Source organism: Aurantibacter crassamenti, assembly GCF_016811105.1.
Lineage (GTDB): Bacteria > Bacteroidota > Bacteroidia > Flavobacteriales > Flavobacteriaceae > Aurantibacter_A > Aurantibacter_A crassamenti.
This window is the reverse complement of the sequence record NZ_JAFBGM010000001.1, coordinates 258,527-282,343: the sequence shown is the minus strand read 5'-3', so window position 1 is coordinate 282,343 and position 23,817 is coordinate 258,527. Positions and strand designations below refer to the sequence as shown.

At 35.6% G+C, this 23,817-nt stretch carries 18 protein-coding genes; 1 reads left to right on the top strand and 17 read right to left on the bottom strand.

The window, feature by feature from the left end; genetic code table 11:
- The 3 genes from JQC67_RS01185 to JQC67_RS01175 all read right to left on the bottom strand — a co-directional run bounded on the left by JQC67_RS01185 (position 1) and on the right by JQC67_RS01175 (position 7,859).
- Entirely contained in the window at positions 1-933 is a 933-nt protein-coding gene (locus tag JQC67_RS01185; protein ID WP_203251036.1) for a PorP/SprF family type IX secretion system membrane protein, read from the bottom strand.
- Positions 934-937: 4 nt separating this feature from the next.
- A complete protein-coding gene (locus JQC67_RS01180) occupies positions 938-6,112 on the bottom strand; it encodes a BspA family leucine-rich repeat surface protein (protein WP_203251035.1) in 5,175 nt (1,724 codons plus the stop codon).
- Between the two features lie 148 nt (positions 6,113-6,260).
- Positions 6,261-7,859, bottom strand: a complete 1,599-nt coding sequence (locus JQC67_RS01175; RefSeq protein WP_238934431.1) for a M1 family metallopeptidase — start codon at positions 7,857-7,859, stop codon at positions 6,261-6,263.
- 113 nt (positions 7,860-7,972) lie between these two features.
- On the opposite strand from JQC67_RS01175, the gene JQC67_RS01170 reads away from it, so the two are divergent.
- On the top strand, positions 7,973-8,800 hold the full coding sequence (locus JQC67_RS01170) for a PIG-L deacetylase family protein (protein ID WP_203251034.1): 828 nt from the start codon (positions 7,973-7,975) through the stop codon (positions 8,798-8,800).
- A 101-nt stretch (positions 8,801-8,901) separates the two neighbouring features.
- On the opposite strand, the gene argH is transcribed toward JQC67_RS01170, so the two are convergent.
- The 14 genes from argH to JQC67_RS01100 form a co-directional block, all read right to left on the bottom strand.
- Positions 8,902-10,182: an argininosuccinate lyase gene (argH, locus tag JQC67_RS01165; RefSeq protein ID WP_203251033.1), complete on the bottom strand. Its 1,281-nt coding sequence runs from the start codon at positions 10,180-10,182 to the stop codon at positions 8,902-8,904.
- A gap of 63 nt (positions 10,183-10,245) precedes the next feature.
- The gene (locus tag JQC67_RS01160) at positions 10,246-11,310 is read right to left on the bottom strand and encodes a M20 family metallo-hydrolase (RefSeq protein ID WP_203251032.1); all 1,065 of its coding nucleotides are present in this window, start codon (positions 11,308-11,310) and stop codon (positions 10,246-10,248) included.
- A 2-nt stretch (positions 11,311-11,312) separates the two neighbouring features.
- Positions 11,313-12,092: an acetylglutamate kinase gene (gene argB, locus JQC67_RS01155; protein WP_203251031.1), complete on the bottom strand. Its 780-nt coding sequence runs from the start codon at positions 12,090-12,092 to the stop codon at positions 11,313-11,315.
- Between the two features lies 1 nt (position 12,093).
- Complete coding sequence (locus JQC67_RS01150; RefSeq protein ID WP_203251030.1) at positions 12,094-12,840, bottom strand: SDR family NAD(P)-dependent oxidoreductase; 747 nt, start codon at positions 12,838-12,840, stop codon at positions 12,094-12,096.
- Positions 12,841-12,900: 60 nt separating this feature from the next.
- Complete coding sequence (locus tag JQC67_RS01145) at positions 12,901-13,839, bottom strand: Rossmann-fold NAD(P)-binding domain-containing protein (RefSeq protein WP_203251029.1); 939 nt, start codon at positions 13,837-13,839, stop codon at positions 12,901-12,903.
- Positions 13,836-14,600, bottom strand: coding sequence for a glutamate 5-kinase (gene proB, locus JQC67_RS01140; protein WP_203251028.1), 765 nt, complete (start codon positions 14,598-14,600; stop codon positions 13,836-13,838). Before proB ends, JQC67_RS01145 begins: the two co-directional genes overlap by 4 nt.
- A gap of 2 nt (positions 14,601-14,602) precedes the next feature.
- A complete protein-coding gene (locus JQC67_RS01135) occupies positions 14,603-15,799 on the bottom strand; it encodes a glutamate-5-semialdehyde dehydrogenase (protein WP_203251027.1) in 1,197 nt (398 codons plus the stop codon).
- The gene (locus JQC67_RS01130) at positions 15,796-16,923 is read right to left on the bottom strand and encodes an aspartate aminotransferase family protein (protein ID WP_203251026.1); all 1,128 of its coding nucleotides are present in this window, start codon (positions 16,921-16,923) and stop codon (positions 15,796-15,798) included. The genes JQC67_RS01135 and JQC67_RS01130 overlap by 4 nt, the downstream gene beginning before the upstream one ends.
- A gap of 119 nt (positions 16,924-17,042) precedes the next feature.
- Positions 17,043-17,843: a pyrroline-5-carboxylate reductase gene (proC, locus tag JQC67_RS01125; protein ID WP_203251025.1), complete on the bottom strand. Its 801-nt coding sequence runs from the start codon at positions 17,841-17,843 to the stop codon at positions 17,043-17,045.
- Positions 17,844-17,918: 75 nt separating this feature from the next.
- Complete coding sequence (gene argC / locus JQC67_RS01120; RefSeq protein WP_203251024.1) at positions 17,919-18,893, bottom strand: N-acetyl-gamma-glutamyl-phosphate reductase; 975 nt, start codon at positions 18,891-18,893, stop codon at positions 17,919-17,921.
- The gene (locus tag JQC67_RS01115; protein ID WP_203251023.1) at positions 18,886-20,076 is read right to left on the bottom strand and encodes an argininosuccinate synthase; all 1,191 of its coding nucleotides are present in this window, start codon (positions 20,074-20,076) and stop codon (positions 18,886-18,888) included. The genes argC and JQC67_RS01115 overlap by 8 nt, the downstream gene beginning before the upstream one ends.
- Complete coding sequence (locus tag JQC67_RS01110) at positions 20,073-20,687, bottom strand: GNAT family N-acetyltransferase (RefSeq protein ID WP_203251022.1); 615 nt, start codon at positions 20,685-20,687, stop codon at positions 20,073-20,075. Before JQC67_RS01110 ends, JQC67_RS01115 begins: the two co-directional genes overlap by 4 nt.
- A gap of 175 nt (positions 20,688-20,862) precedes the next feature.
- Complete coding sequence (locus JQC67_RS01105) at positions 20,863-22,251, bottom strand: mannosyltransferase (RefSeq protein WP_203251021.1); 1,389 nt, start codon at positions 22,249-22,251, stop codon at positions 20,863-20,865.
- Positions 22,252-22,313: 62 nt separating this feature from the next.
- On the bottom strand, positions 22,314-23,798 hold the full coding sequence (locus tag JQC67_RS01100) for a cellulose synthase family protein (protein WP_203251020.1): 1,485 nt from the start codon (positions 23,796-23,798) through the stop codon (positions 22,314-22,316).
- Between the last annotated feature and the right edge of the window lie 19 nt (positions 23,799-23,817).

The following is a 23,817-nucleotide window of genomic DNA, read 5'->3' as shown; positions in this document are numbered from 1 at the left end:
TTAATCTAATGAATAACCATCTCCAAATTGATAGCTTAAAATAATACCGTGGGTGTTACCTAGAGAAGAGTCATTTGTAGCTAGATTATAATTATAAATGGCTCTTACATTATCAAATAAATAAATACCAGCTAATAGATTTATAGAATTATTGGTTCTATACCCAGTGCCTAATTCAAACTTGTTTCTAAAACTCACAGCTACATTTATATCTGCTTGTAATGCAGCTCCATCCTCATACTTCAGTAAAACATTAGGTTTTATCATTAAATCTTGAAAGTGATTGTTAAAGAAACGATAGCCAAAATACCCATAATACGGATTATTTAAATTTAAATTATCATCTGATGCTAATGCGTCTCCTATAATATTAGGTGTAGAAAGCCCCACGTAAAATGAAGCATGGTTAAATAGAAACCCTAAACCAATTGTTGGTATAGTAGCATTAATATCTTGTGCAAAGTTAGGGTCGCCTACAATACCTAGTTGGGTCAAATTATCTTGGTATTGCTGAAGACCAGCGGTAATTCCAAAAGATAATACCCCTGCATCATAAAGTTGCCAATACGGTCTGCTACTTTCAAAATCAAAAAATATTTTATAAGAATACGATGCAAAGAAATTTGTTGAAGTTGTTACACCAATTTCATCTCTAATTACACCAGCACCTAAACCAACTTTATTACGATTAAAGGATCCATGACCGCTTAAGGAAAAGCTTTTTGGACTACCTTCAATTTGGTTAAAAAATCCAGAATTGCTTAGTGAAATTTCTGTGTTTTCTGTTAGACCGGCATAGGCAGAATTAAGTATATACGGATTGTAATTATACTCAGTAAATGTTGGCGTTTGTTGGCCAAAAAGAGAGTTGTTTGACATAAACGACAGCAAAACACCTAGTGCAAGCGTGCCAATTTTTTTATTTAAATTCATTGGTTTATCGCTTTATAACTACGTATCCTTTCGTTTTTTTAAGAATGGTTTCACCATCAATTTGAATATCAAAAAAGTATGTGCCTGAAGGTAACTTGCCTGCACCCATTTTGGTTTTTAGATTTGCGTCGCCTTGAAATACTTTTGAACCATTATCGTAATTAGCAATTTTGAACACAGCATCACCCCACCGGTTATAAATAGTAATTATGTTTTCAGGGTAAATTTCAATATTGTCTATATGCCAGTATTCATTTATTCCGTCACCATCTGGTGAAAAACCATATTTGGTTTCGTCTTCAATTATGGGTTCTTCTGGTGCTGTTGGTTCTTCAGTTTCATTCATAGTTGTAAAAGTTTGTTCTTCACAACCAGTAATATTGCCTGATGAATTGTAAGGGGTTATATTCAAATAAATTATGGTTCCTTCAGGTAGTTCTGTTGGTAAATTATATGATGTCAACATTCCAACATCTTCGTAATCTAGAATGTCATTACCTCCTGATGTTGTGCCCACAGTTAGATAATAACCGACTGCACCATTTACTTCATTCCATTCTATATTGGTGTCAATGGGAATATTAGTGCCTTCATTTATTGGCAATATCAAAGTTGCACAATTAGGTGAAACCTGAATAGACTGAATTGTAAAACTTTCAGTAGCACAAGGACCGGTAGCATCACCAACACCGTTGTACGGAATTATAGTAACGGTGACTACATCATCATTTTGAAAAGGTGTAGTAAACGTATGCGTGAGCATATTACCAATATCGGTAAGTGTCATGTTGTTATTTCCACTGGTTGATGAAATAGCCAGTTTGTATCCTGTTGCTTCCGTGGCGCTGTTCCAAGTAATGTTTGAAATGTTTGTAGCCACATTGGTATCGTTATTTGCAGGACTAGCCAAACTTGTACATAATGGCGGTTGAGGTGCAGCACTTTCGATAGTAAAACTTTCCGAAGCACAAGGCCCGGTAGCATCACCAACTCCGTTAAACGGAATTAGGGTAACGGTAACTACATCATCATTTTGAAAAGGCGTAGCAAAGGTATGTGTGAACATATTACCAATGTCGGTAAGTGTCATGTTGTTGTTTCCACTAGTGGATGAAATAGCCAGTTTGTATCCTGTTGCATCTGCAGCGCTGTTCCAAGTGATGTTTGAAATGTCTGTAGCTACATTTGTGTCGCCATCAATTGGCCCTGGAGTGGTAAGCGATGTACAGTTTGGTACAGTGCCTGTGTTGGTTAAGGTCAATTGAAAAGATTCTTCGCTCGAACATAAGCCAGAACCATCATAAATAAATAGGTTTACTGGATAACTCGGAAAATCAGCAAAATTGATAATAGTAGTAGCGTCGTATCTGGTTCCACCTCCATTGGTTGCCGTGTAATAGGCTTCGCTACCAGTTAATTGAGCACCTGTTATTGTAGGCAGGGTATAGGAATCTGCGTGGGTTTGGTCTGCTAAATCGTCTACTGTTGGTCCTGCGAGGCCTCCATCACTAATCGTCCAAGAATCCGAAGCAATCATATTTGCTCGTGCAGTAGCACCGCCACAATATTGGCTATTTCCACCGCTAAATTCAACCCCAGATTGCAAGTTTTGACTGTTCCAACCAATTAAAAGTGCATCGTAATTAGCTGTAGAAAGTGTTACACCAAAAAACATAGAATTGGCGTGGGTTACATTACTGACGTTCCAACTAGAAATATCTTGATCAAAACTAGTTGCACCGGAAAACATAACAATCATACGGGTTACATTACTTGTATTCCATGCATCACCAGAGGGTATTCCAAGTCCCGCTTTAAAACTTAAATCTTGATTGAAGGCTGTTGCACCTAAGAACATTTGGTTCATATTGGTTACGTTAGTTACGTTCCAGTTACCAATATCTTGATTAAAGTTTTCGGTATAGGCGAACATGGTGTTCATGTCGACAACTTGGCTTACATTCCAATTGCTAATGTCTTGATTAAAGTTTGTTGCACCAGCAAACATGATAGGCATATAAGTAACACTACTGACATTCCAATCTCCAATATCTTGATTGAATACGGTGGCAGCTTCAAAAACACGGTGCATTAACTCTACATTGCTCACATCCCAGTCCCCAATATCTTGGTTAAAAACACTGGCTCTTTGGAAAAGGCTGACCATGTTGGTAACCGTGCTTACATTCCACTGTGTAATGTCTCCATTAAAAGAGGTGGCATCTGCAAAAGCTTCTGAAATATCGGTCACGTTGCTTAAATCAGGGGTGTCAATTGCAGGGTTTGTAATGTTTAAATTGCTACAACCTTTAAAGGCTTGAGTTAAGGCTTGCCACTCTATATCACCCCACTGCTCAATGGTTACTATTTTGTCTCGGTCTACAGCTGTACCATTAAAATGTATTTGAGGAAAAGCGCCTGTAATACTAATGGTCTGTATACCTGGAGTGTTAAACGTATGGGTAATGTCACCAGCAACACTAGTGTCAATTATTCCATCACCCCAATCAATAGTATAATCATAGGTGCTAAATGGACTTGTGGGTATAGTAATGGTTTCGTTAGCGGTAGTGGTTTCCCAAGTGGTGATAAAAGGTCTGGATACTGATGGCGCAGCAGAACCAATTGTAAAACTCTCTGAGGTACATGGTCCTATTGCATCGCCTACACTATTTCGGGGAATAATTGTTACGGTCACAACATCATCATTTTGAAAAGGCGTAGCAAATGTGTGCGTAAGGGCGTTACCGATATCGGTAAGTGCCATATCGTTGTTTCCACTAGTACTAGAAATGCTAATTTGGTAGGTGTCTGCACCATTTGCAGGATTCCATGTTATGCTCGGAACAGCTGTAGAAACTTCAGTATCTCCATCGCTAGGTGTATTTAGCGAGGTACAATCGGGCGCAACGGCTGCAGCATTTGTAGTAAATGATTCTTCGGTACATCCGGTAAAATCACCATCATCAAAATACGGTGTAATGGTCACAAAAATTTCTTGATTACTAGGAAGGTCAGCTGCAAAATTGTAAATGGACACTTCTCCTACATCTTCGTTATTCACTATATCTGTCGCCCCACTTGAGGTGCCAACACTAATTTTATAGCCGCAGGCCCCAGGATTATCGTTCCATTCAATTCCTGTGTTAATAGGCACATTCGATGCACCGTTTACAGGATTGGCAAGTGTAACACACGCTTTTGTGGCGTTTACGGCCAATGTAATATCGTTTCTAACCAACAGTAGGTTTTTACCATTAGTTCCGGGTGGATTGGCATTTTCAAAAGGGACCAAATCACTGGTAATTTCTGAATGATAAACGCCGTCGTCACAAGTGTTTAAATCGGTAATCGTATATTCTGGCGAATCGGTTGCATCTGGAATCGGAACACCATCTTTAAACCATTGATAATGATTTTCGGCGCCTCGTACATTTGTGATTAAAGTGATGTTTGTACCGGCATTCGGTGTAAGATTTTCAATAGCATTGACCTTAGCTTGAGGGGCATAGTCATACGTTCTCATAACTGGAATATTGAAACTACCCAGTGTGGTCAACATAGCAACTAAATCTTGATGCTCGCCTTCTATATCACCAAACTCAAAATAATTATTGTCAATGGTAAGTTCAAAATATCTTGTCCAATCGTTACCAGGTCCAAGATGCATAAGATCAGTAAAATTAGGAATGCTACCGGTCAATAGGTTATGGCTCACTTCTAGCGTACCAGAGCGAATACCGTCATCACCAGCACGGATTGCATAAAACTGGTCTAGAATAGCGGTGCCGGGGAAAAGATTATAATTTAAGATAATTGTATTGAGGTCAAGGTTTTGGGTGATGTCTAAAGACTCGATTTGATTTCTTTCCGCATTTAAACTTCTTAAGTCTACATTCTGCGTTAAATCTAAACCAGTCGTGGTGAAAAGGTTGTCGTCTATACTTAGATTGGTGATTTTAGTATTCGTGGTAATATCTAGGGTCGGAATCTGGTTTGAACCTAAGTTTAAGTTATCTAGTTCTATGTTAGTGGTTAAATCAATTGTTGGTAGTTCGTTTGTGTTTAAATTGAGATCTTCCAATGCCACATTTTGCGATAAGTCTAAGGATGTTATGTTGTTTCTTGAAGCATTTAGGTCTTCTAGCAATGTATTTTGACTTGTATCAAACGTTACTAAAGCATTTCTACTAACATCTACCTCTGTGAGCAAAGTGTTTTGAGTCATATTTAAGTTCTCCATCTTGTTGTTAGATAAGTCGAGGTCATCTAACAGTGTATTTGAAGTGATATCCACGTCAAATGCAGTAGTCAAGAGGTTGGATGTAACATATAGTATCACAAGGTTTGGTACAGATGCAAAAGAAAATACGCTTGGTAATTTATGCCTGGTTATTGTTAGTCTTCTTAATGCGGTTGATGTAGGTAATAGCAGGGTTTCAACTTCGGTGCCTCCAAGATTAACGTCTTCTAATGCATTGAATCCAGTTAGGTCTACAGAACTAACTCTTTGGTTTCGAATATCTAGTTTCGTAAGGGTTGTTTTTGAGGTAGGCAAGGTTATGTTTGTAGTAGACGTATTCTGATTTAACCATAACTCTTCAAGTCCGCTATGGTTGGTGAAATCAAAAACTTCTTCAGCACTGGCTATAATTTGTATGTTTTTTAATGTTGCGGTTTGTGGTAATATGATATCTGATAAGCTGGTAAAGGCATATATGTAAATATCTTCTAATTGGATATTTTGTGAAATATCTAATGATGGTATTGGGGGGGTTCCTCCATTTCCTGTCGCTCCAATGGTTAAGATTTTGAGGTTTACATTTTGTGTTATATCTAAACTCGCTAAGACATCATTGTCGTCAAAAACCAGTTCTTCTAACAAGGTAAGCGTGGTCAAAGGAGCTGTTGCAAAATCGTTTCGACCCAGATCAAGGGTAATCAAGTTCACAAAGGCCTCCAGTCCAGTAAAATCAGTAATATCGTTTCTTGTGATATTTAAGTCTGTGATTGCTTGCGCATCAGTGTCTAAAATGTTACCATTAAGCCCGTTGGTGTCAATTCCTTGATCTACAAGGTCTTGTTCGAAATTAGTGTCTGATATTGGTGTAGTTTGGGCGGATAAAGAAAGACAAGTGAAAAGTAATAGAAGCGCGAAAAATGACCATTTTTTAAGCATAAACACAATTTGGTTTGGCCCCAAAAAGTCAGGGGTTTAAACATAACGGCCTATGTTTTTGAATATTTTAATCTATTTTGATGAAGTGTTATTTTGTTGTGAAAACACAATTATATGAGGAAAAGGAGTTGTTGTAGCCTTTAAATAACTATTTCTCTTCAAATAACAACCAAGATTGTGGGTCTAGGATTACCTTATCGGGTTCTGAATCAAGTTTTATGGTGTAGTTTTTTAACGCCGTGTGTACTTCGGTCTTATGGATAATAATCTTACCATCTTTGATTACTCCTATTTCTAATGGAAACTTAAAAACATGATGTTTTTGAAGTTGCTCAAGATTAATTTGTAATTTTTTCTTTTTATAAGTCCAGTTCAATTTGAGTTGTGGGTGTCCTTTGGTGAAAATCCATTGCTGAAAGAATTCATCCAAGTCTTCACCCGAAGTTTCCTCCATTATTTTCTGAAAGTCTGTTGACAAAACGTTCGAGTTCCGAAAAGCCTTGTAATAGGCTTGTATGCCTTTCCAAAAAGTTTCGTCACCTAATTTATGGCGCAGCATGTTTAAGACCCAACCTGCTTTTTCGTAAGTATTTGCACTTAAAACCTTTAGTGGGTCTGTAATGGAAGGGTCTACAATGGGTGCGGCATTCTTTAAGTAATAGTCTATGATATTCTTGCGGTCAAGTTCCAATTCTTCTTTTCGCTTCTCATCACCGTATACACTTTCTTGATATAATATTGCAAAGTAAGTGGCAAAACCTTCACTTAACCAAACGTGGTTCCAGTCATTTTCTGTAGCGGAATTACCAAACCATTGATGCGCAATTTCGTGGGCAATTAAACCTTCTACTTCATTTTTGCCCGTTACAGAATTTTCAAAATATGCTATTGTACCAGCATTCTCCAGGCCACCCCACTGTGTTTTGGCTTGCATATTGGCCAGTTTTGCGTAAGCGTATGGTCCGATATTATCAATGAAATATTTTAACACTTTCGAGGCTACTCCGTAATCAGAAAAACCATCTAACCGATTTTCAGGATACACCCAAGCAGAAACTGGTATGCCATTAACTTCGTCTAATAATTTACTAGCAAATTCTGTTACCCCAATGGTAACTACTTTCATGGCAACTGGTGCGGGCTCTTTGTATGTTGTTAACTTATAGCCGTTTTTTAAATTACTTTCTTCAATTTTTTCACCCGTGGCAACAACATCGTAGTGGTCAGGTGCCTTAATTCGAAATTCAATTGTTGCTTTGTCTGAGGGGTGGTCAACTGATGGTAGCCAATGCCGTGCAAGGTTTGGCCAGTTGTCGCCAAAGAACGAACGTTGACCAAATTTTGTAGTGTCAATAACAAGACCTCGTTCTGGAATGCCTTTGTAAACCACTTTATAGGTTCTTATTTTTTCTTCGGATGAAAAAGGTGTTATTTTTATTTTGTTACTCACGTAGTTATAATTGGCAACCTTATCTCCTTCAAAAATATTCGAGACTTGCATACCATAGTTGCCAGATTTTGCTATTAAATCTAGCGCAAAAGCATTTACTTCATTTTTGAATGCAACTGTAATTTCAGCCTCACCTTTTATTTCATTGTTTTCATCATTTAATGATAAATTGAAAATATAACCTTGAACATCAGCAGAGGTATTTCTTTGGTAGGTGTCTTGGGCTTTAATGAAATTTCCCAACGGGAAAAGTATAATCATTATGAGCGCTAAATACTTAGTTGATTTATTTTGCATGGAATGGTTTAATACAAATTTACTAAAGCTTCTAATTTAGTAACTTTAGCTCAATGAAGCATTAAGGGATATAATTAATTCAATTCCTTTTGAAGATTAGAATGCCATTAAAAATGAAAACTAATAAGCTAATACGTCTCATAATTTTGTTGTTTTTGGTTGTTGGGTGTGACCCTTTGCCTGAACAAAAAAATATGGATATGGAATCTTTGTTGAATGGCAAGCCACCAAAAACTATTATGGCCATATTTGCGCATCCAGATGATGAGACTACTATTGGGCCTGTACTTGCTAAATACGCCTCTATTTCTGATGTACATTTAGTTGTGGCAACTGATGGTAGTTTTGGAGTTACGAATCATGCGAAAATTCCCGCTGGAGATTCTCTAATAGCAATTAGAAAAATTGAAACTGAATGCGCTTGTAGAGAATTAGGAATTAAACCTCCTCATTTTTTAGAAGCCAAAGACGGGCTTGGTTTGAACGGCCATAATAATTTTTATGATGAAGTAACTCAACTAAAAAAGCGTTTAGCTGATAAAATTATAGAACTACAACCTGATGTCATTTTGACTTTTGGCCCTGACGGAGATACAGGCCATCCAGACCACAGATTGATTGGGTTGTTGACAACGGAAATTTTACTTCGGGAAAGTTGGTTTGATAAAATTGATTTATACCATTTTGCTTGGACCAAAGAGCAAACCACCAAATTTCCTAAAGATTGGGGTTTAGGTTGGGCACATGAAAAGGTATTACATACTAAAATTGATTTCAGTGCTAAAGATGAGCAGATGGCCTTTGCTTCACTGCAGTGTCATCAAAGCCAATTTACGAAGCAAGAAATGACAGATTGGATTCAGGCCGAAAAAAATGACACTACAAACGTATTATATTTTCGAAAATTTGTAGTTGATACTATTAGGCGAAATGGTTTTTAGAAAATAGATGTAGTTTGCTGAAAAATTAATCAGAACTATTTATTTGATATATATTTCTATGCTAAGAAAGTGCATAGTTTCTTCTTAACAATATAGTCAGACTAAAGAATATTTTTCATCTTCTCTCGAATCTCATCCAAACATAAATTACCTAAACTGCCCTCATGAGTATGTGAAATATCACGTTTAGGAGTAAATGTACCTTGTTGAATTTCTTGTCCCATTTTTTTGTAAGCATCTCGAAATGGCATTCCGTTTTGAACTAATTCGTTTAATGTGTCAACACTAAAAAGGTAATCGTATTTTGGGTCTTCTAAAATACCTTTGTTCACCTTAATCTCTTTTAAACTAAAAGTAAGAATCTCTAAACACGCCTTCATTTCTTGAATAGCAGGTACTATAATTTCCTTTACCAATTGTAAATCTCTGTGGTAACCACTTGGTAAATTGTTTATGACTAAAGTCAATTGATTGGGTACCGCTTGTAACTTATTACATTTACCTCTAACCAATTCAAAAACATCAGGGTTTTTCTTGTGTGGCATGATACTACTGCCTGTAGTTAATTCATCAGGGAAGGATATAAAATCAAAATTCTGACTCATATACAAACATATATCCATTGCCATTTTTGATAAAGTTGCAGCAATATTTGCCATACCAAAAGCTGTAGCTTTTTCAACTTTACCACGACCCATTTGTGCCGCTACTACATTATATTTCATGGTCTCAAAACCCATTTCTTTGGTAGTAAAAGTTCTGTTTATTGGGAAAGAGCTTCCGTACCCAGCAGCACTACCTAACGGATTTTGATCAGCGACTTTATAGGCCGCATCAATAAAATATAGATCATCAATTAAGCTTTCTGCATAAGCTGAAAACCATAAGCCAAAAGAAGATGGCATGGCTATTTGCAGATGTGTGTAACCGGGTAACAAAACATCTTTATGTTCTTCAGCTAAATTTAGAAGTACATCAAAAAGTGTTTTGGTTTGCGACTTTATTTCTGTCAACTCATCCTTTAGGTACAAGTGCATTGCCACTAAAACTTGATCATTTCTAGATCTTGCTGTATGTATTTTTTTGCCGGTATCGCCTAAAGCTAAAATTAGTTGATACTCTATTTTAGAATGCATGTCTTCAAAAGTATCTTCAATAGTAAAAGTACCTTTTTCAATTCTTGACTTTAAACTATCAAGCTCAGCTACTAGGGCTTTTGTTTCTTTGTCGGTAAGTAGTCCAATTTTACCTAACATTTTTGCATGAGCTCTAGAGGCTATCACATCATATTTGGCTAAATGTAAATCAAGTTCACGATCATTGCCAACTGTAAAGTGGTCTATTTTTTTATCAGTGCTAAAGCCTTTGTCCCAAAGTTTCATATGTGTCAGTTTACTATTCGGCAATAAACAACTTTTATTTGCTTATTGAATACTGTTTTTTATTTAGTGCAAAAATCCTTCTAAAATTTTAATGTACAAATCAATTCCTTCTTCAATTTCATGTACATAAATATATTCATCTGCTGAATGTGATCGTGTGCTGTCACCTGGCCCTAATTTTAATGATTGACAGCTTAAGGCTGCTTGATCAGAAAGGGTAGGAGAGCCATAGGTTTTTCTACCTAAGGCAATACCTGATTTTACTAAAGGATGATTCTTAGCAATGGCCGAAGAATTTAAACGTAATGATCGTTCTTTTAACTCACACGGTGCTTCTCTTTTTAATATTTCTGCTATTTCAGCATTGGTGTATTTATCATTGACTCGAACATCAATAACTAAATCTACCTGTGAGGGTACCACATTGTGTTGGCTGCCAGCATTGATCTGTGTTACCGTTAGTTTAACTTCGCCAAGTGCTTCAGATACTTTGTCGAATTTATAATTCTTAAACCATTCTAAAACTTCAATGGTATTGTAAATTGAATTGTCAGTATTCGGATGGGCAGCATGTGATGGGGTGCCTTTGACCACGGCATCAAATACTACTAAGCCTTTTTCAGCTATTGCTAAATCTAATAAAGTAGGTTCACCAACAATTGCAACGTCAATTTTAGGTAGTTCTGGTAAAAGACCTCGCAAACTGTTTTTGCCAGCACTTTCTTCTTCCATTGAAGCAACCATCAAAATATTATGACTCAGATTTTTCGTAGCATAGAAATGGGTAAATGTCGCTAGTAGCGAAACTAAAGCACCTCCGGCATCGTTGCTTCCTAGGCCATATAATTTGCCGTCTTCTATATGTGGGTGAAACGGGTCTTTTGTGTAAGCCTGATTCGGCTTTACGGTGTCATGATGTGAATTCAATAGCAAAGTAGGTTTGCTATCATCGAAATGTTTATTGACAGCAAAAACATTGTTTATCTTTCGTTGAAAAGGAATGTCAAAAGCGTTAAACCATTCTTCAATTGCATCAGCCGTTTTATCTTCTTCGGATGAAAAAGATTGAATTGAAATCAATTGTTTTAAAAGTTCAATTGCTTTTTCTGTTAGGGCTTTTTGTTCCATTTCTATAAGGTGAGGGTTGTGAATAAGTTCGCATCTGGATTTAGCATTTGCGTGTCTCCAATACAAACTTTGTTGACTTCATTTTTTAAAGCATGAAAACAATTTTCCATTTTCGGAAGCATTCCGTCAGCAATTATATTTTCTAAAAGTAGTTTTTCATACGATTCCGAATTAATGTCGGTTACTACAGAATTGTCATCGTTTACATTCATTAAAACTCCTTTCTTCTCAAAACAATAATACAATGTAGTTTCAAAAATAGCACTCATTGCAATTGCAATCTCAGAAGCAATAGTGTCGGCATTAGTATTTAATAATTGACCATGTGTATTATGGGTCATTGCGCAGAAAACAGGAGTTAAACCTATAGATAATAATTGGTTTATAATAGTTGCATCAACTTTTTCAACATCGCCTACGAAACCAAAATCAATATCTCTTACGGGTCTTTTGTAGGCTTCAATAGTATTACCATCAGCACCAGTAAGACCAATAGCATTGCATTGTTTTGCTTGTAGCTGCGCTACAATATTTTTATTGGTTAACCCAGCATAAACCATGGTAATAATTTTAAGGCTAGCGGCATCTGTAATTCTTCGACCTTGAAACATTTTTGATTCAATACCCAATTGTGACGCCAATTGTGTTGCTAATTTACCACCGCCATGAACCAAAATTTTAAGTCCTTCTAATTGCGCAAAACTCTGTAAGAATTTTGCAAGCTCATCTTCATTTTCAATGACGTTTCCGCCAATCTTTATAATTGATAATTTTTGTTTCATTTTATGTGTTTAATTTTCCTCCGTCAATGTTCATTGCAGTTCCTGTTATCCAAGATGCTTCTTCAGAAACGAGAAATAATGCTAAACTTGCTATATCTTCAGGTTTTCCTAAACGTTTTAAAAGCGTTGCTTTTCCAGCATTTTCAACTGCTAATTCTGGATTTTTAAAAGCTTTGGCAGAATCCCAAATTAATGGGGTATCTACAGGACCTGGACAAATTGCATTAACTCTTATTTCAGGGGCATAATCAACTGCCATTTGTTTCATTAAAGAAACAGCGCCAGCTTTTGAAGCGCAATAAGCAGGGTGATTAGGAAAACTTTTATATGCAGCTATGGAGGCATTGATTAAAATATTTCCATTTTGTTTATTTAAATAGGGGATAGCATATTTTGAAAGATAGAAAATTGAACTAAGATTAGTATTAATAGTTTTATGCCAGTCCTCTGGTGATAAATCAACAACATTGCCGAGCCCTAAAATACCTGCGTTAATTGAAACAATATCTAATTTTCCGAAATTCTCAATTGCCGCATTCACAAGCTGTTCGTTGTAGTTTGGTAAACTAACATCACCGGCAACGAAAATTGCATTTTCAAGTGCATTAGCTAAAATAGTTCCTTGTTCTTTATTTCGACCAGATAAAATAAGTTTCGCTCCTTCTTTGTGAAAGGCTTTAGCGATGGCCTTGCCCATTCCACTTGTGGCTCCAGTAACGATACATATTTTGTCTTTTAGTTTATTCATGGTTCTAGAACTATGGGACTACGACTTAAAAACGAGTATTAAAATAATGAATGAATAGTTTTAAAGTGAGCTTACTATCTTCTTCAAAACTACTTGTGCAGCATAAGTTCGATTGTTTGCTTGTTCAATAACAAGAGATTGATCGCTATCTAAAACGGCATCAGCCACCACAACATTTCTTCTGACTGGTAGACAATGCATAAACTTAGCCGAACCCAACTTTTCTTTGGTCATCATCCACTTTGAATCTTGATTGGCTACTTTTCCGTAATCGGAATAACTGCTCCAGTTTTTCACATAAACAAAATCTGCATTTTCTAAAGCTTTGTTTTGATCATGTTCTATAGTTACATCTTTAGTAATAGCCTTACTTAGCTCATAACCTTCAGGATGTGTAATAACAAAATCTGCATTTTGCAATTGCATCATTTCAACAAATGAATTTGCAACTGCATGTGGGAGTGCCTTCGGATGAGGTGCCCATGAAAGTACGACCTTGGGTCGTGGTTTGGTATTAACTTCATCAATGGTAATTGCATCTGCTAATGCCTGAAGTGGATGCCCTACCGAACTTTCCATGTTAACAACAGGAATGCTAGCATATTTTTTAAAGCCGTTTAGAACTTCTTCTGCTTCATCTTTTTCTTTGTCTTGTAATTTTGCAAATGCACGAATAGCTACAATATCGCAATACTGCGAAACTACTTGAGCAGCTTCTTTTATGTGCTCAGAAGTACCTTCGTTCATAATAGTGCCATCTGCATATTCTAAAGCCCAACCTTCACTGCCAAAATTCATCACGATTACTTCAAAACCTAAATTCATTGCGGCTTTTTGAGTGCTTAATCGGGTGCGGAGACTATTATTAAAAAATAATAATCCAATGGTTTTGTTTTTGCCAAGAGCGTTAAACTGTCTCGGATTTTTTTTCAATTCTCGAGCTTCTTTAACCCAGTCGGGCAAGTTGTCAATATCTTGTATTGAGAGGTAATTTCTCATGCTTTAATTTTTGTAAAATGACTAACACCGTTAAGTGCTTCGGTTATAAAATTATCTTTTATTCCGTTGATGATCCAAGTGTCAATATTTGCGTTACTAGCAATAGTTGCGGCTTCAATCTTTGATTGCATACCACCTGTACCGTGAGTTGACTTCTCACTACTAATTTCTTGTTTTAGTTCTACTAATCCGCTGGCTTCTGAAATGGTAATTGGTTTGCCATTTTCTAATGAAGCCTTGGTGTAAATACCATCGGTATTGGTTGCTATTAATAATAAATCTACATGTAGAAGTGCTGCAGTCAATGCAGCAAGTTTGTCGTTATCACCAAACTGAATTTCATCAGTTGCTACCGTATCATTTTCATTGATTATCGGAATAAAATTATTAGCTACTAAAATGTCAATTGTATTCTTGATATTTCCTTTGGATTTCGGATTCTCAAAGTCGGAATACGATAATAAACATTGCGATGTAAATAAGCCTAATTCTCTAAAGTTCTCTTGAAACATACGCATTAGATACGGTTGACCAATAGAAGCTAAAGCTTGTTTTACATTTATTTCTTGACCATGATGTTCTAGCTTTACAAACTCTTTTGCTGCAGCAATAGCTCCTGAGCTAACAATTATAAACTCAAATTCATCTTTTAAAATATTTATTTGGCGACCGATATCTTCAATTTTTTCGCGAGAAATCTGGTCAGTCTCTTTGGTCAGGGTATTCGAGCCAATTTTTAGTAATATTCTTTTTTTCTTCATGACTATCTAATTTGCCCATTCCCTTTAACATACCATTTGTTGGTTACAAGATGTTGCAAACCAATTGGGCCACGTTGGTGTAATTTATCGGTGCTAATCGCAAGTTCGCCACCCAAACCAAATTGCCCACCATCAGTAAAACGGGTTGAGGCATTATGATATACAGCGGCACAATCTACATTATCCATAAACTGTGTTGCCTTTTCAGTGTTATTGGTGATAATACTTGCTGAATGACCACCACCATAGGTGTTTATTTTAGTTACAGCTTCTTCTAAATCAACAGTTTGACCTAAAACAATTTTATAATCTAAGAATTCTTCAAACCAGACATTTTCGTTTTCAATTGCTTTCGTGCCATCAAGACTTGAAAGTGCATTGTCTGCAAAAATTTCAACATTGCTCTTTTGCAATTCTTGAATTAGGTGCTGAAGAAATTGTTGTTTTCGAACAAGATTAGAATCGATTAAAACTTTATCTATGGCATTGCAAGCAGATATCTTTGTGGTTTTACCATTAATTATAATATCTAATGCCATCTGTAAATCTGCCTCTCCGTCAACATAAATAAAATTATTACCTCTACCACTAACTATTACCGGACAAGTGGCATGTTGTTTTACAAAAGCAATTAATCGTTCACCACCTCTAGGTACAATTAAATCAATTTTTTGTGTAGGCTTTTCTAAAAATTCTTGTGTTTGACTTCTGTCAAATTGTAGGTAAGTAACCCAATCTTCAGAAACACTATTTTCTTGCAAGGCTTTATGCCATAATTCTACTAAAAAAAGATTACTATTAATAGACTCTTTACCTCCTTTTAATAAAATTTTATTTCCAGACTTAAAGGCAATTCCAGCAGCTTCAATGGTTACATCTGGTCGAGATTCATAAATAATTAAGACTGTACCAAAAGGTGCTGTCTTATTACTGACTTGCATGCCATTATCATGAGTGAAATTGAACCGTTCAACACCTAAAGGGTCTTCTAAGCTAGCTAATTGTTGCAATGATAAAATCATACCTTCAATTTTAGCATCGTCAACTTTTAATCGATCTCGCATAGCTATGTCATCACCAGAATAACTATTCATATCAGTTTTATTTGCTGAGAGAATAGCTGCTTTTTCCTTTTCTAATAAAGACGCCATTTTCCGTAATACAGCGTTTCTTTGCGATATTTTTAAGAGAGTATTCATGCTAATTCTGCTTTTAAAGCATTAAAAAATAAGTCTAGGTCTGCTTCAGTTATATTCAATGCCGGTAGTACTCTTAGAATGTGTTTGTCTTTTGCACCACCAGTGAATACAAATTGATTGTGAATCAATCTTTTTCTAAGGTCAGCTACCTCAAAATCAAATTCTAGACCTAACATTAAGCCTCTACCTTTCACTCTTTTTATCTGAGGAATTTCAGCTGCTTTCGCTCTAAAATAATTTTCTAAATTGGTAGTGTTCTCTAATAGATTTTCGTTTTCGATAACTTCTAAAACTGCTAAAGTAGCAGCACATGCTAAATGATTTCCACCAAAAGTAGTGCCCAATAAACCGTGTGACGCTTTGAGGCTTTCATGTATTAAAACTCCACCTACCGGAAAACCATTGCCCATGCCCTTAGCAATAGTTATAATGTCTGGTTTTATTTGATGATGTTGAAATCCGAAGAACTTACCACTTCTACCAAAACCACATTGTACTTCGTCAGCAATTAAAAGAACATTATTCGCTTTACACAATTTTGCAATTTTTTGATAGAATTCTGTTGAAGGTTCATCTAAACCGCCAACCCCTTGAATTGTTTCAATAATAACGCTACAAACATCGTTTTTCGAAATTTCATTTTCGAAAGCTTCTAAATCATTAAAGTCTAAAAAAGTAACCTTTTGTTGCTGATTAATTGGAGCATTAATTTTCGGATTATCAGTAGCTGCTACTGCTGCTGAAGTTCTACCGTGAAAACCATTTTTAAATGCAATAACTCTAGATTTTTCTGTTTGAAAAGAGGCCAGTTTTAAAGCATTCTCATTAGCCTCTGCACCTGAATTAATTAAAAATAAATTGTAGTCTTCACAACCAGATAGTTCTCCTAATTTAGTTGCTAATTCTTCTTGCAACGGATTTTTTACTGAATTGCTGTAAAACCCAATTTTATTTAATTGGTCATTAATTCGTTTTAGATAATGTGGATGTGAATGTCCGATAGAAATCACAGCATGACCTCCGTAAAAATCATGATAGGTCTTGCCTTTGTCGTCAGTTACTAAAATGCCTTTTGCAGTAACTGGCGTTACATTATATAGTGGGTAAACGTCGAATAGTTTCATAGTTCAAAATTCAAGCTCAAAATCATAGACCAATACATATCGAATGTAATTTGGTCGTATTAATTTGATTTTTATTGGTTTTTTGGTGCATCGCGTAAAGTGATTTGCACCTTATTTTTTTACAATTGTCTTGCTTTAATAGAATTTATTTTTTCAAAGGATGCCACAATGCCTTGAATAAGTGAAGAGCTCAAACCTTGATGTTCCATCTCATTCAAACCTTGAATTGTACAACCTTGAGGCGTAGTAACTCTGTCAATCTCTTCCTCAGGATGATTCCCTGATTCAATTAAAAGACTTGCTGCGCCGTTACACGTGTAAACCGCTAGTTCTTGTGCTTCTTTTGCATCAAAACCTAATTGGATGGCTCCTTGAGTAGTTGCGCGCATTAAACGCATCCAAAAAGCAATTCCGCTTGCGCAAATTACTGTTGCTGCTTGCATTTGATTTTCAGGTATTTCAATTGAATGGCCCATGCGATTGAAAATAGCTTTTGCCAAATCAATTCTACTTTTTCCTTTTTCATTTGCGCAAATGCAAGTCATTGATTTGCCCACAGAAATAGCAGTGTTAGGCATACTACGTATAATATTATGTTCAACACCAATTAAAGCCTCAATCTTAGCGATGCTAAATCCAGTAATTGTTGAAATAATTACATGCCTTTTAGTGAGCACACTTTTTATATCTTTTAGAATAGCCTCTAGTTGACTAGGCTGAACTGCAAATATCAAAATCTGCGATTTTTTCACTGCCTCAACATTATCTGAAGTAATTATGACATTGCCATACTTTTCAAAATTGTAAATTTCAGTAGGATTTCTTTTTGTTAGGTATAAGTGATTTGAACCCTTAGAGTTTAAAATACCTTTTGCGATTGATAATCCTAAATTTCCGGCTCCTATGATGGCTATTCTCATGGTTTTTTTTATTTGCGCTTTAGGCTTGGCTTGGCAGCGCGTGATTTCTATACTTTTAATTTTACATTTCTAATTTTAAAATACTCCTGCTTTTAACATAAGTCCCGCGTTTTCATTAAAACCAAACATTAGATTCATATTTTGAACTGCTTGGCCAGATGCTCCTTTAAGTAAATTATCAATTGCTGAAGTAATTAGTAAAACTCCATCATGTTTATGCAAATGAATATGGCATTGATTGGTGTTGACAATTTGCTTTAGATTTATTGGGTCTTCAGCAATGTGAGTGAAAATAGCATCAGCGTAAAAATCTTTGAATAGTTTTACAGCCTGCTCTATACTGCCATCAAATTTGGTGTAGGCAGTTGCTAAAATTCCTCTTGTGAAATTTCCTCTATTCGGTAGAAAAAACAATTCGCCCGAATTTGCTTGAAACGATTTTAAACTTTCATTTATCTCACCTAAATGTTGGTGTGTAAAAGGTTTGTACCAGCTGACATTATTGTTTCGCCAACTGAAATGTGAGGTCGCTGACGGACTAACACCTGCACCGGTACTGCCAGTTACAGCATTAATATGAACATCTTTATCTAGCTGACCAGCTTTAGCTAATGGTAAAAGTGCAAGTTGAATAGCAGTTGCAAAACAGCCTGGGTTTGCTATATAATTTGCATTTTCAATTTGTACTTTGTTGGTTTCCGGTAAACCATAAACAAACTCTTTACCTTGAAAAACAGCATCTTTTTTTAATCGGAAATCATTGCTAAGGTCAATTATTTTTGTAGTCGATGAAAAAGTATTTTCATCCAAAAATTTAGAAGAATTTCCATGTCCAAGACACAGAAAAACCACATCAACATTAGGGTTTACGGTGCCCGTAAATTCCATCTCAGTTAATCCTAGTAAATCAGGGTGTGCTGTTGCTAACTTTTTACCAGCTCGGGTTGTGCTGAAAACAAACTCAATTTCAACCTCAGAGTGATTTGAAAGTATTCGAATCAGTTCACCTCCTGTATAACCAGAACCACCAATTATTGCTGCTTTAATCATTCTTTTGATTTACATGGTTATAGATTTTTCCTGAATTTGAAAGTATTTTAATAAATCCTTTGGCATCATCAGCAGACCAACCTTTGTTTACTTCGCCATAACTTCCAAAAGCATCCGTCATTAAATCATGTTTAGATGAAATGCCCTGTAGTCTAAATTGAAAAGGATAAAGACCAACAAATACATCACCAGAAACTGTTTTCTGTGTGTCGGTTAAGAACGTTTCAATATTTCGCATTACGGCATCTAAATAGTTGCCTTCATGTAAAAGCATTCCATAGAAATTGCCTTGCTGCTCTTTCTGAAATTGTTGCCATTTTGTGAGTGTGTGTTTCTCTAACAAATGGTGTGCTTTTATGATTATTAAAGAGGCAGGAGCTTCAAAACCAACTCTACCCTTGGTGCCAATAATAGTATCGCCAACATGAATGTCTCTGCCAATTGCGTAAGTAGAAGCTAAGGCTTCTAGCTTTTCAATATTTGCTACTGGGTTATCCTTTTTACCATCAATAGCTACTAATTCTCCTTTTTCAAAAGTAAGTTTTACTTCAGATGGGTTCTTTTCTTGCAATTGACTAGGGTATGCAGAATCAGGTAATGGTTTGTCTGAAGTTAGTGTTTCTTCACCACCAACTGAAGTACCCCATAAGCCTCTATTAATTGAGTATTTTGCTTTCTCCCAAGAATAATCAACTCCATTTTCTTTCAAGTATGCTATTTCTTCTTCTCTTGCTAGCGTATTATCTCTAATTGGAGTGATTATTGTAATTTCAGGAGCAATGATTTGAAATATCATATCAAATCTTACTTGATCATTACCTGCACCAGTACTACCGTGAGCAATATATTTAGCACCTACACTTTTTGCATAGTTTACAATCTCAATAGCTTGTACAATTCTTTCAGCACTTACAGATAGTGGGTAGGTATTGTTTTTTAATACGTTACCAAAAATGAGATATTTAACTACTTTATCATAAAAAGTCTGTACGGCATCAATTGAAGTGTACGAAGTTGCACCTAGTTGTAATGCTTTTTCTTTTATAGTAGCAATTTCTTCCGAAGAAAAACCACCCGTATTTACACTTACAGCATGTACTTCAAATCCTTTTTCTTTTGATAAATATTTGGCGCAATATGAAGTATCGAGCCCACCACTATATGCTAAAACTAATTTTTTCATTTTTCTTTCTTCTTTAGGAAAATACTTTCCTTTAAACTTTTTAATTTTTGATAAACTTTACTATCTGGCTTTTTTGCTGGTTTTGCTTTCGCTTTGGGATCGTATAACATGCCTGTGCAAAGACACATCTTTTGTTCCGTTCTCGTTAAAACATCAAAATTTTTGCAAGTTTGACAGCCTTTCCAAAATTCAGGGTCGTCTGTTAACTCTGAAAAAGTTACAGGTTTGTAACCTAATTCATAGTTAATCTTCATAACCGCTAGTCCGGTAGTAATTCCGAATATCTTGGCATCTGGAAATTTACTAGTTGACAACTTGAAAATTTCGTTCTTGATTTCTTTAGCTAAGCCCTGATTTCTGTAATCAGGATGCACAATTAAACCAGAATTGGCGACATATTTTTCATGTCCCCAAACTTCGATATAACAAAAACCAGCAAATTTATCGCCGTCAAGGGCGATAACAGCATTACCGTTTGAAAGTTTTTTATTAATGTACTCTGGAGTTCTTTTAGCAATACCCGTACCGCGTACTTGTGCAGATTCTGCAATAGTATCGCATATAATTTGGGCGTACTTAAAATGTGACTCGTTAGCAATAACAATATCCATTGCTACCTAATTTAAATTAAAAATTCTGAATGTGTTTTGACGAAATGCGGAAATGGACTCACCTTTTTCCATAATAGATATGCACCCTTACGGGCGACGACGGCGTAGAGTTACCGGCGGTGTATTGAATGCGAATATGAAATTTTGCTCTTGCATTGAGAATCAAAAATACAAATTATATTGAGTTGACCACATTTGTAGCTCTATTTTTTCGAAAAAAGGGTTTTTGCTTATTTAGTTTGATGATTTCGTAGCACATGAAGCTAATCACCGAAATATATTCAATGGCCAATAGCCAAAGATTTTCTTTAAAGTCAGTTTGTGAGTACGCAAAGTAACTTAGTACGACCATTGCAGACCAAATAATTGGAAATCGGAAGTCAGTGAAAATACACAAGGGTAATAGAAATATTATGTACCAAGGGTGAATTGTAGTGCTCATAAAATAATAGATGCTTAATACCCAAAGCATCGCAACAAGTAGGTTTTTTAGTTGCTTGTCGACCTTTAAAATAGCAAATATAAATACAATTGAAATTGTCAGGTACGGAACTATTTTACCATAGCTTTTAATAAACTCCCATGGTTTCTGATCGTAGTAGATGGCAATTTTTTCAATTAGATTATAAAGACCTGCATTGAATTCGAAATTCGAAAACCAAAGGCCTACTGTTTCTGAATAGTTATTAATGAATTCTGAGGAGTAAAATGGAAGTAACAACAAAACAGAAACACAGCCAATTACCAAATAAAATATAATACTTTTTTTGATACCTAGATATTTTAAAAACAATGGAAGAAATATAAGTGGCACCAATTTCACGAGAATAGCTAAGGCATATGGTATGGCTGCTGTTATCCATTTTTTAACCGAAAGTAAATACATTGCCCAAAGAAAAAAGAATAGCATTACCCCTTCAAAATGAAGATTTAATGTCAATTCTACTAATACCAAAGGGTTTAAGAAATACCAGAAAATTAAATGGGGCGATTGGTTTAAGTTGCGTAAAAGCTTTCTGCCAAAATAGAAAATACCTAAGTCGGCTAAAATGATGATAATGCGCATAACTATTGTGGTGCCTAGTATTGATTTTCCACCCAAAAAAGCCGACAACGCAAATAACAACTGATTCATTGGAGGATAGTTGCTGTAATGGCGGGCACTCAAAGCACCCATTCCGTTATACAGTTCTTTGGCATTAGCAATAACCAAATCTTTTTGTTCAATTAAGGTGTCTGGTAACGATACATACGGATTGATAAAATTGCTTACCAATTCACCATCCCAAATAAAGCGATAATAATCTTGTGAGAGATTCGGTTCGGCCAAAATAAATATGAAACGAAAAAGTATTCCTGCGATTAGTAGAAACTTATAATTCCATTTTTCAAATTGAATGAGTTTAAAACAGAGAAAAAAGAGGCCCCCAAAAAGAGTTAGCAGCTTTATAAAATCTGTTCGTGGTAAATGATATGCAAAAACAAAATAGAACACTAAACTTAATAGAACCAATACCATTGGGACCTTATGAAGTTTGGTGTATGAAATAACTTTATTTTGCATTTCAGTTTAGGCGGTTTGAATAACTGAAAATAGGAAAATATTATTAGTAAATAGTATGAAATTTATGCCCTAGCGGTCAAAGACTTTGTAAATACATACCCAAAACCTAAGAACAACATAAAATGAAACGGAAAGAGTCCGAAATCATTTAATGGCACAGCACTGTACATTCCGAATAAGAAATAGACCATTAAGGCTGCTTCCAAGATCATATTCGGTGAAAGTTTTTTAGCTAAATATTTGTTGCCCTTCCAACTTTCTGTAATGCTATTGATATTGAATTTTGGTGTGCGAACAAATTCACTGCGTTTGCCCATATGGCCTTCTAAAACGGCAATAGTGTTATGCAATGAAAACCCTAAGGCAACTGCAAAAAATGTAAAGAACAATTTTATGTAGTCAATAAATTTATCAAAACTGCTGCCTTGTATACTTTTATACGTAAACCAATAGCATACGAATAGAATTATAGTACTTAATACAAAAAACTGAAGCAACGTGAAGACCCATCCTAAATGAGGAAAAATAGCTTTTATGTACATGGCTGGTATACTTAATAGGGCTACCAGAAATACACATAAGAACATTGAGCTGTTCAATAAATGCATCACACCATGAAATTTGGTTTTGAAAGATATATTTTTAGCTAAAAGTACGCGACCAATAGATTTTCTAAAGTTTTCTGCACCACCTTTATTCCAGCGAAATTGTTGTGAACGGGCTGCACTTATTACCACAGGTAATTCTGCTGGAGTTTCAACATCTTCTAAATATTTGAATTTCCAATCTTTTAATTGCGCTCTATAGCTCAAATCAAGATCCTCAGTAAGGGTATCACCTTCCCAGTTTCCGGCATCAAGAATACATTCCTTTCTCCAAATTCCGGCAGTACCATTAAAATTGATGAAATGCCCTTTTGAGCTTCTACCAACTTGTTCTAATGTAAAATGTGCATCCAAAGCAAAAGCTTGAATACGAGTTAATGTAGAATAGTCTCTGTTGATATGGCCCCAACGGGTTTGAACAACACCAATTTCTTGGTCTTTAAAATAAATTACTGTTTTCTTTAGCCAATCACTATCTGGTAAAAAATCTGCATCAAAAATGGCAATAAACTCACCTTTTGCAATCTCTAAACCTTCTTTTAAGGCACCTGCTTTATACCCTTGGCGATTTTCACGACGTATATGCGTGATGTCTAAACCAGTATCACGTAATGCTTTTACATGCTTAGCAGTATCAATTACAGTGTCATCAGTAGAATCATCAAGCACTTGAATTTCTAATTTACTCTTCGGATATTCTATTTTTGAAATATTTTCAAGTAAGCGATCCATTACATATTCCTCATTATAAACAGGAAGTTGTATCGTTACATACGGAATCTCTTTTGGGTCTAATAGGTTAAATTTTGGAGCAGTTTGATTTCTGCGCTTATGGCCTAAATAATTGACCAAAAGGTTCAATTGCGCAAGACTATAAAAGAATATAAGCAGCAACGAAATGCTGTAGACGGATAATATGATATATGTAAGAATTAATGCCATAATATTTCATCTGATTTTT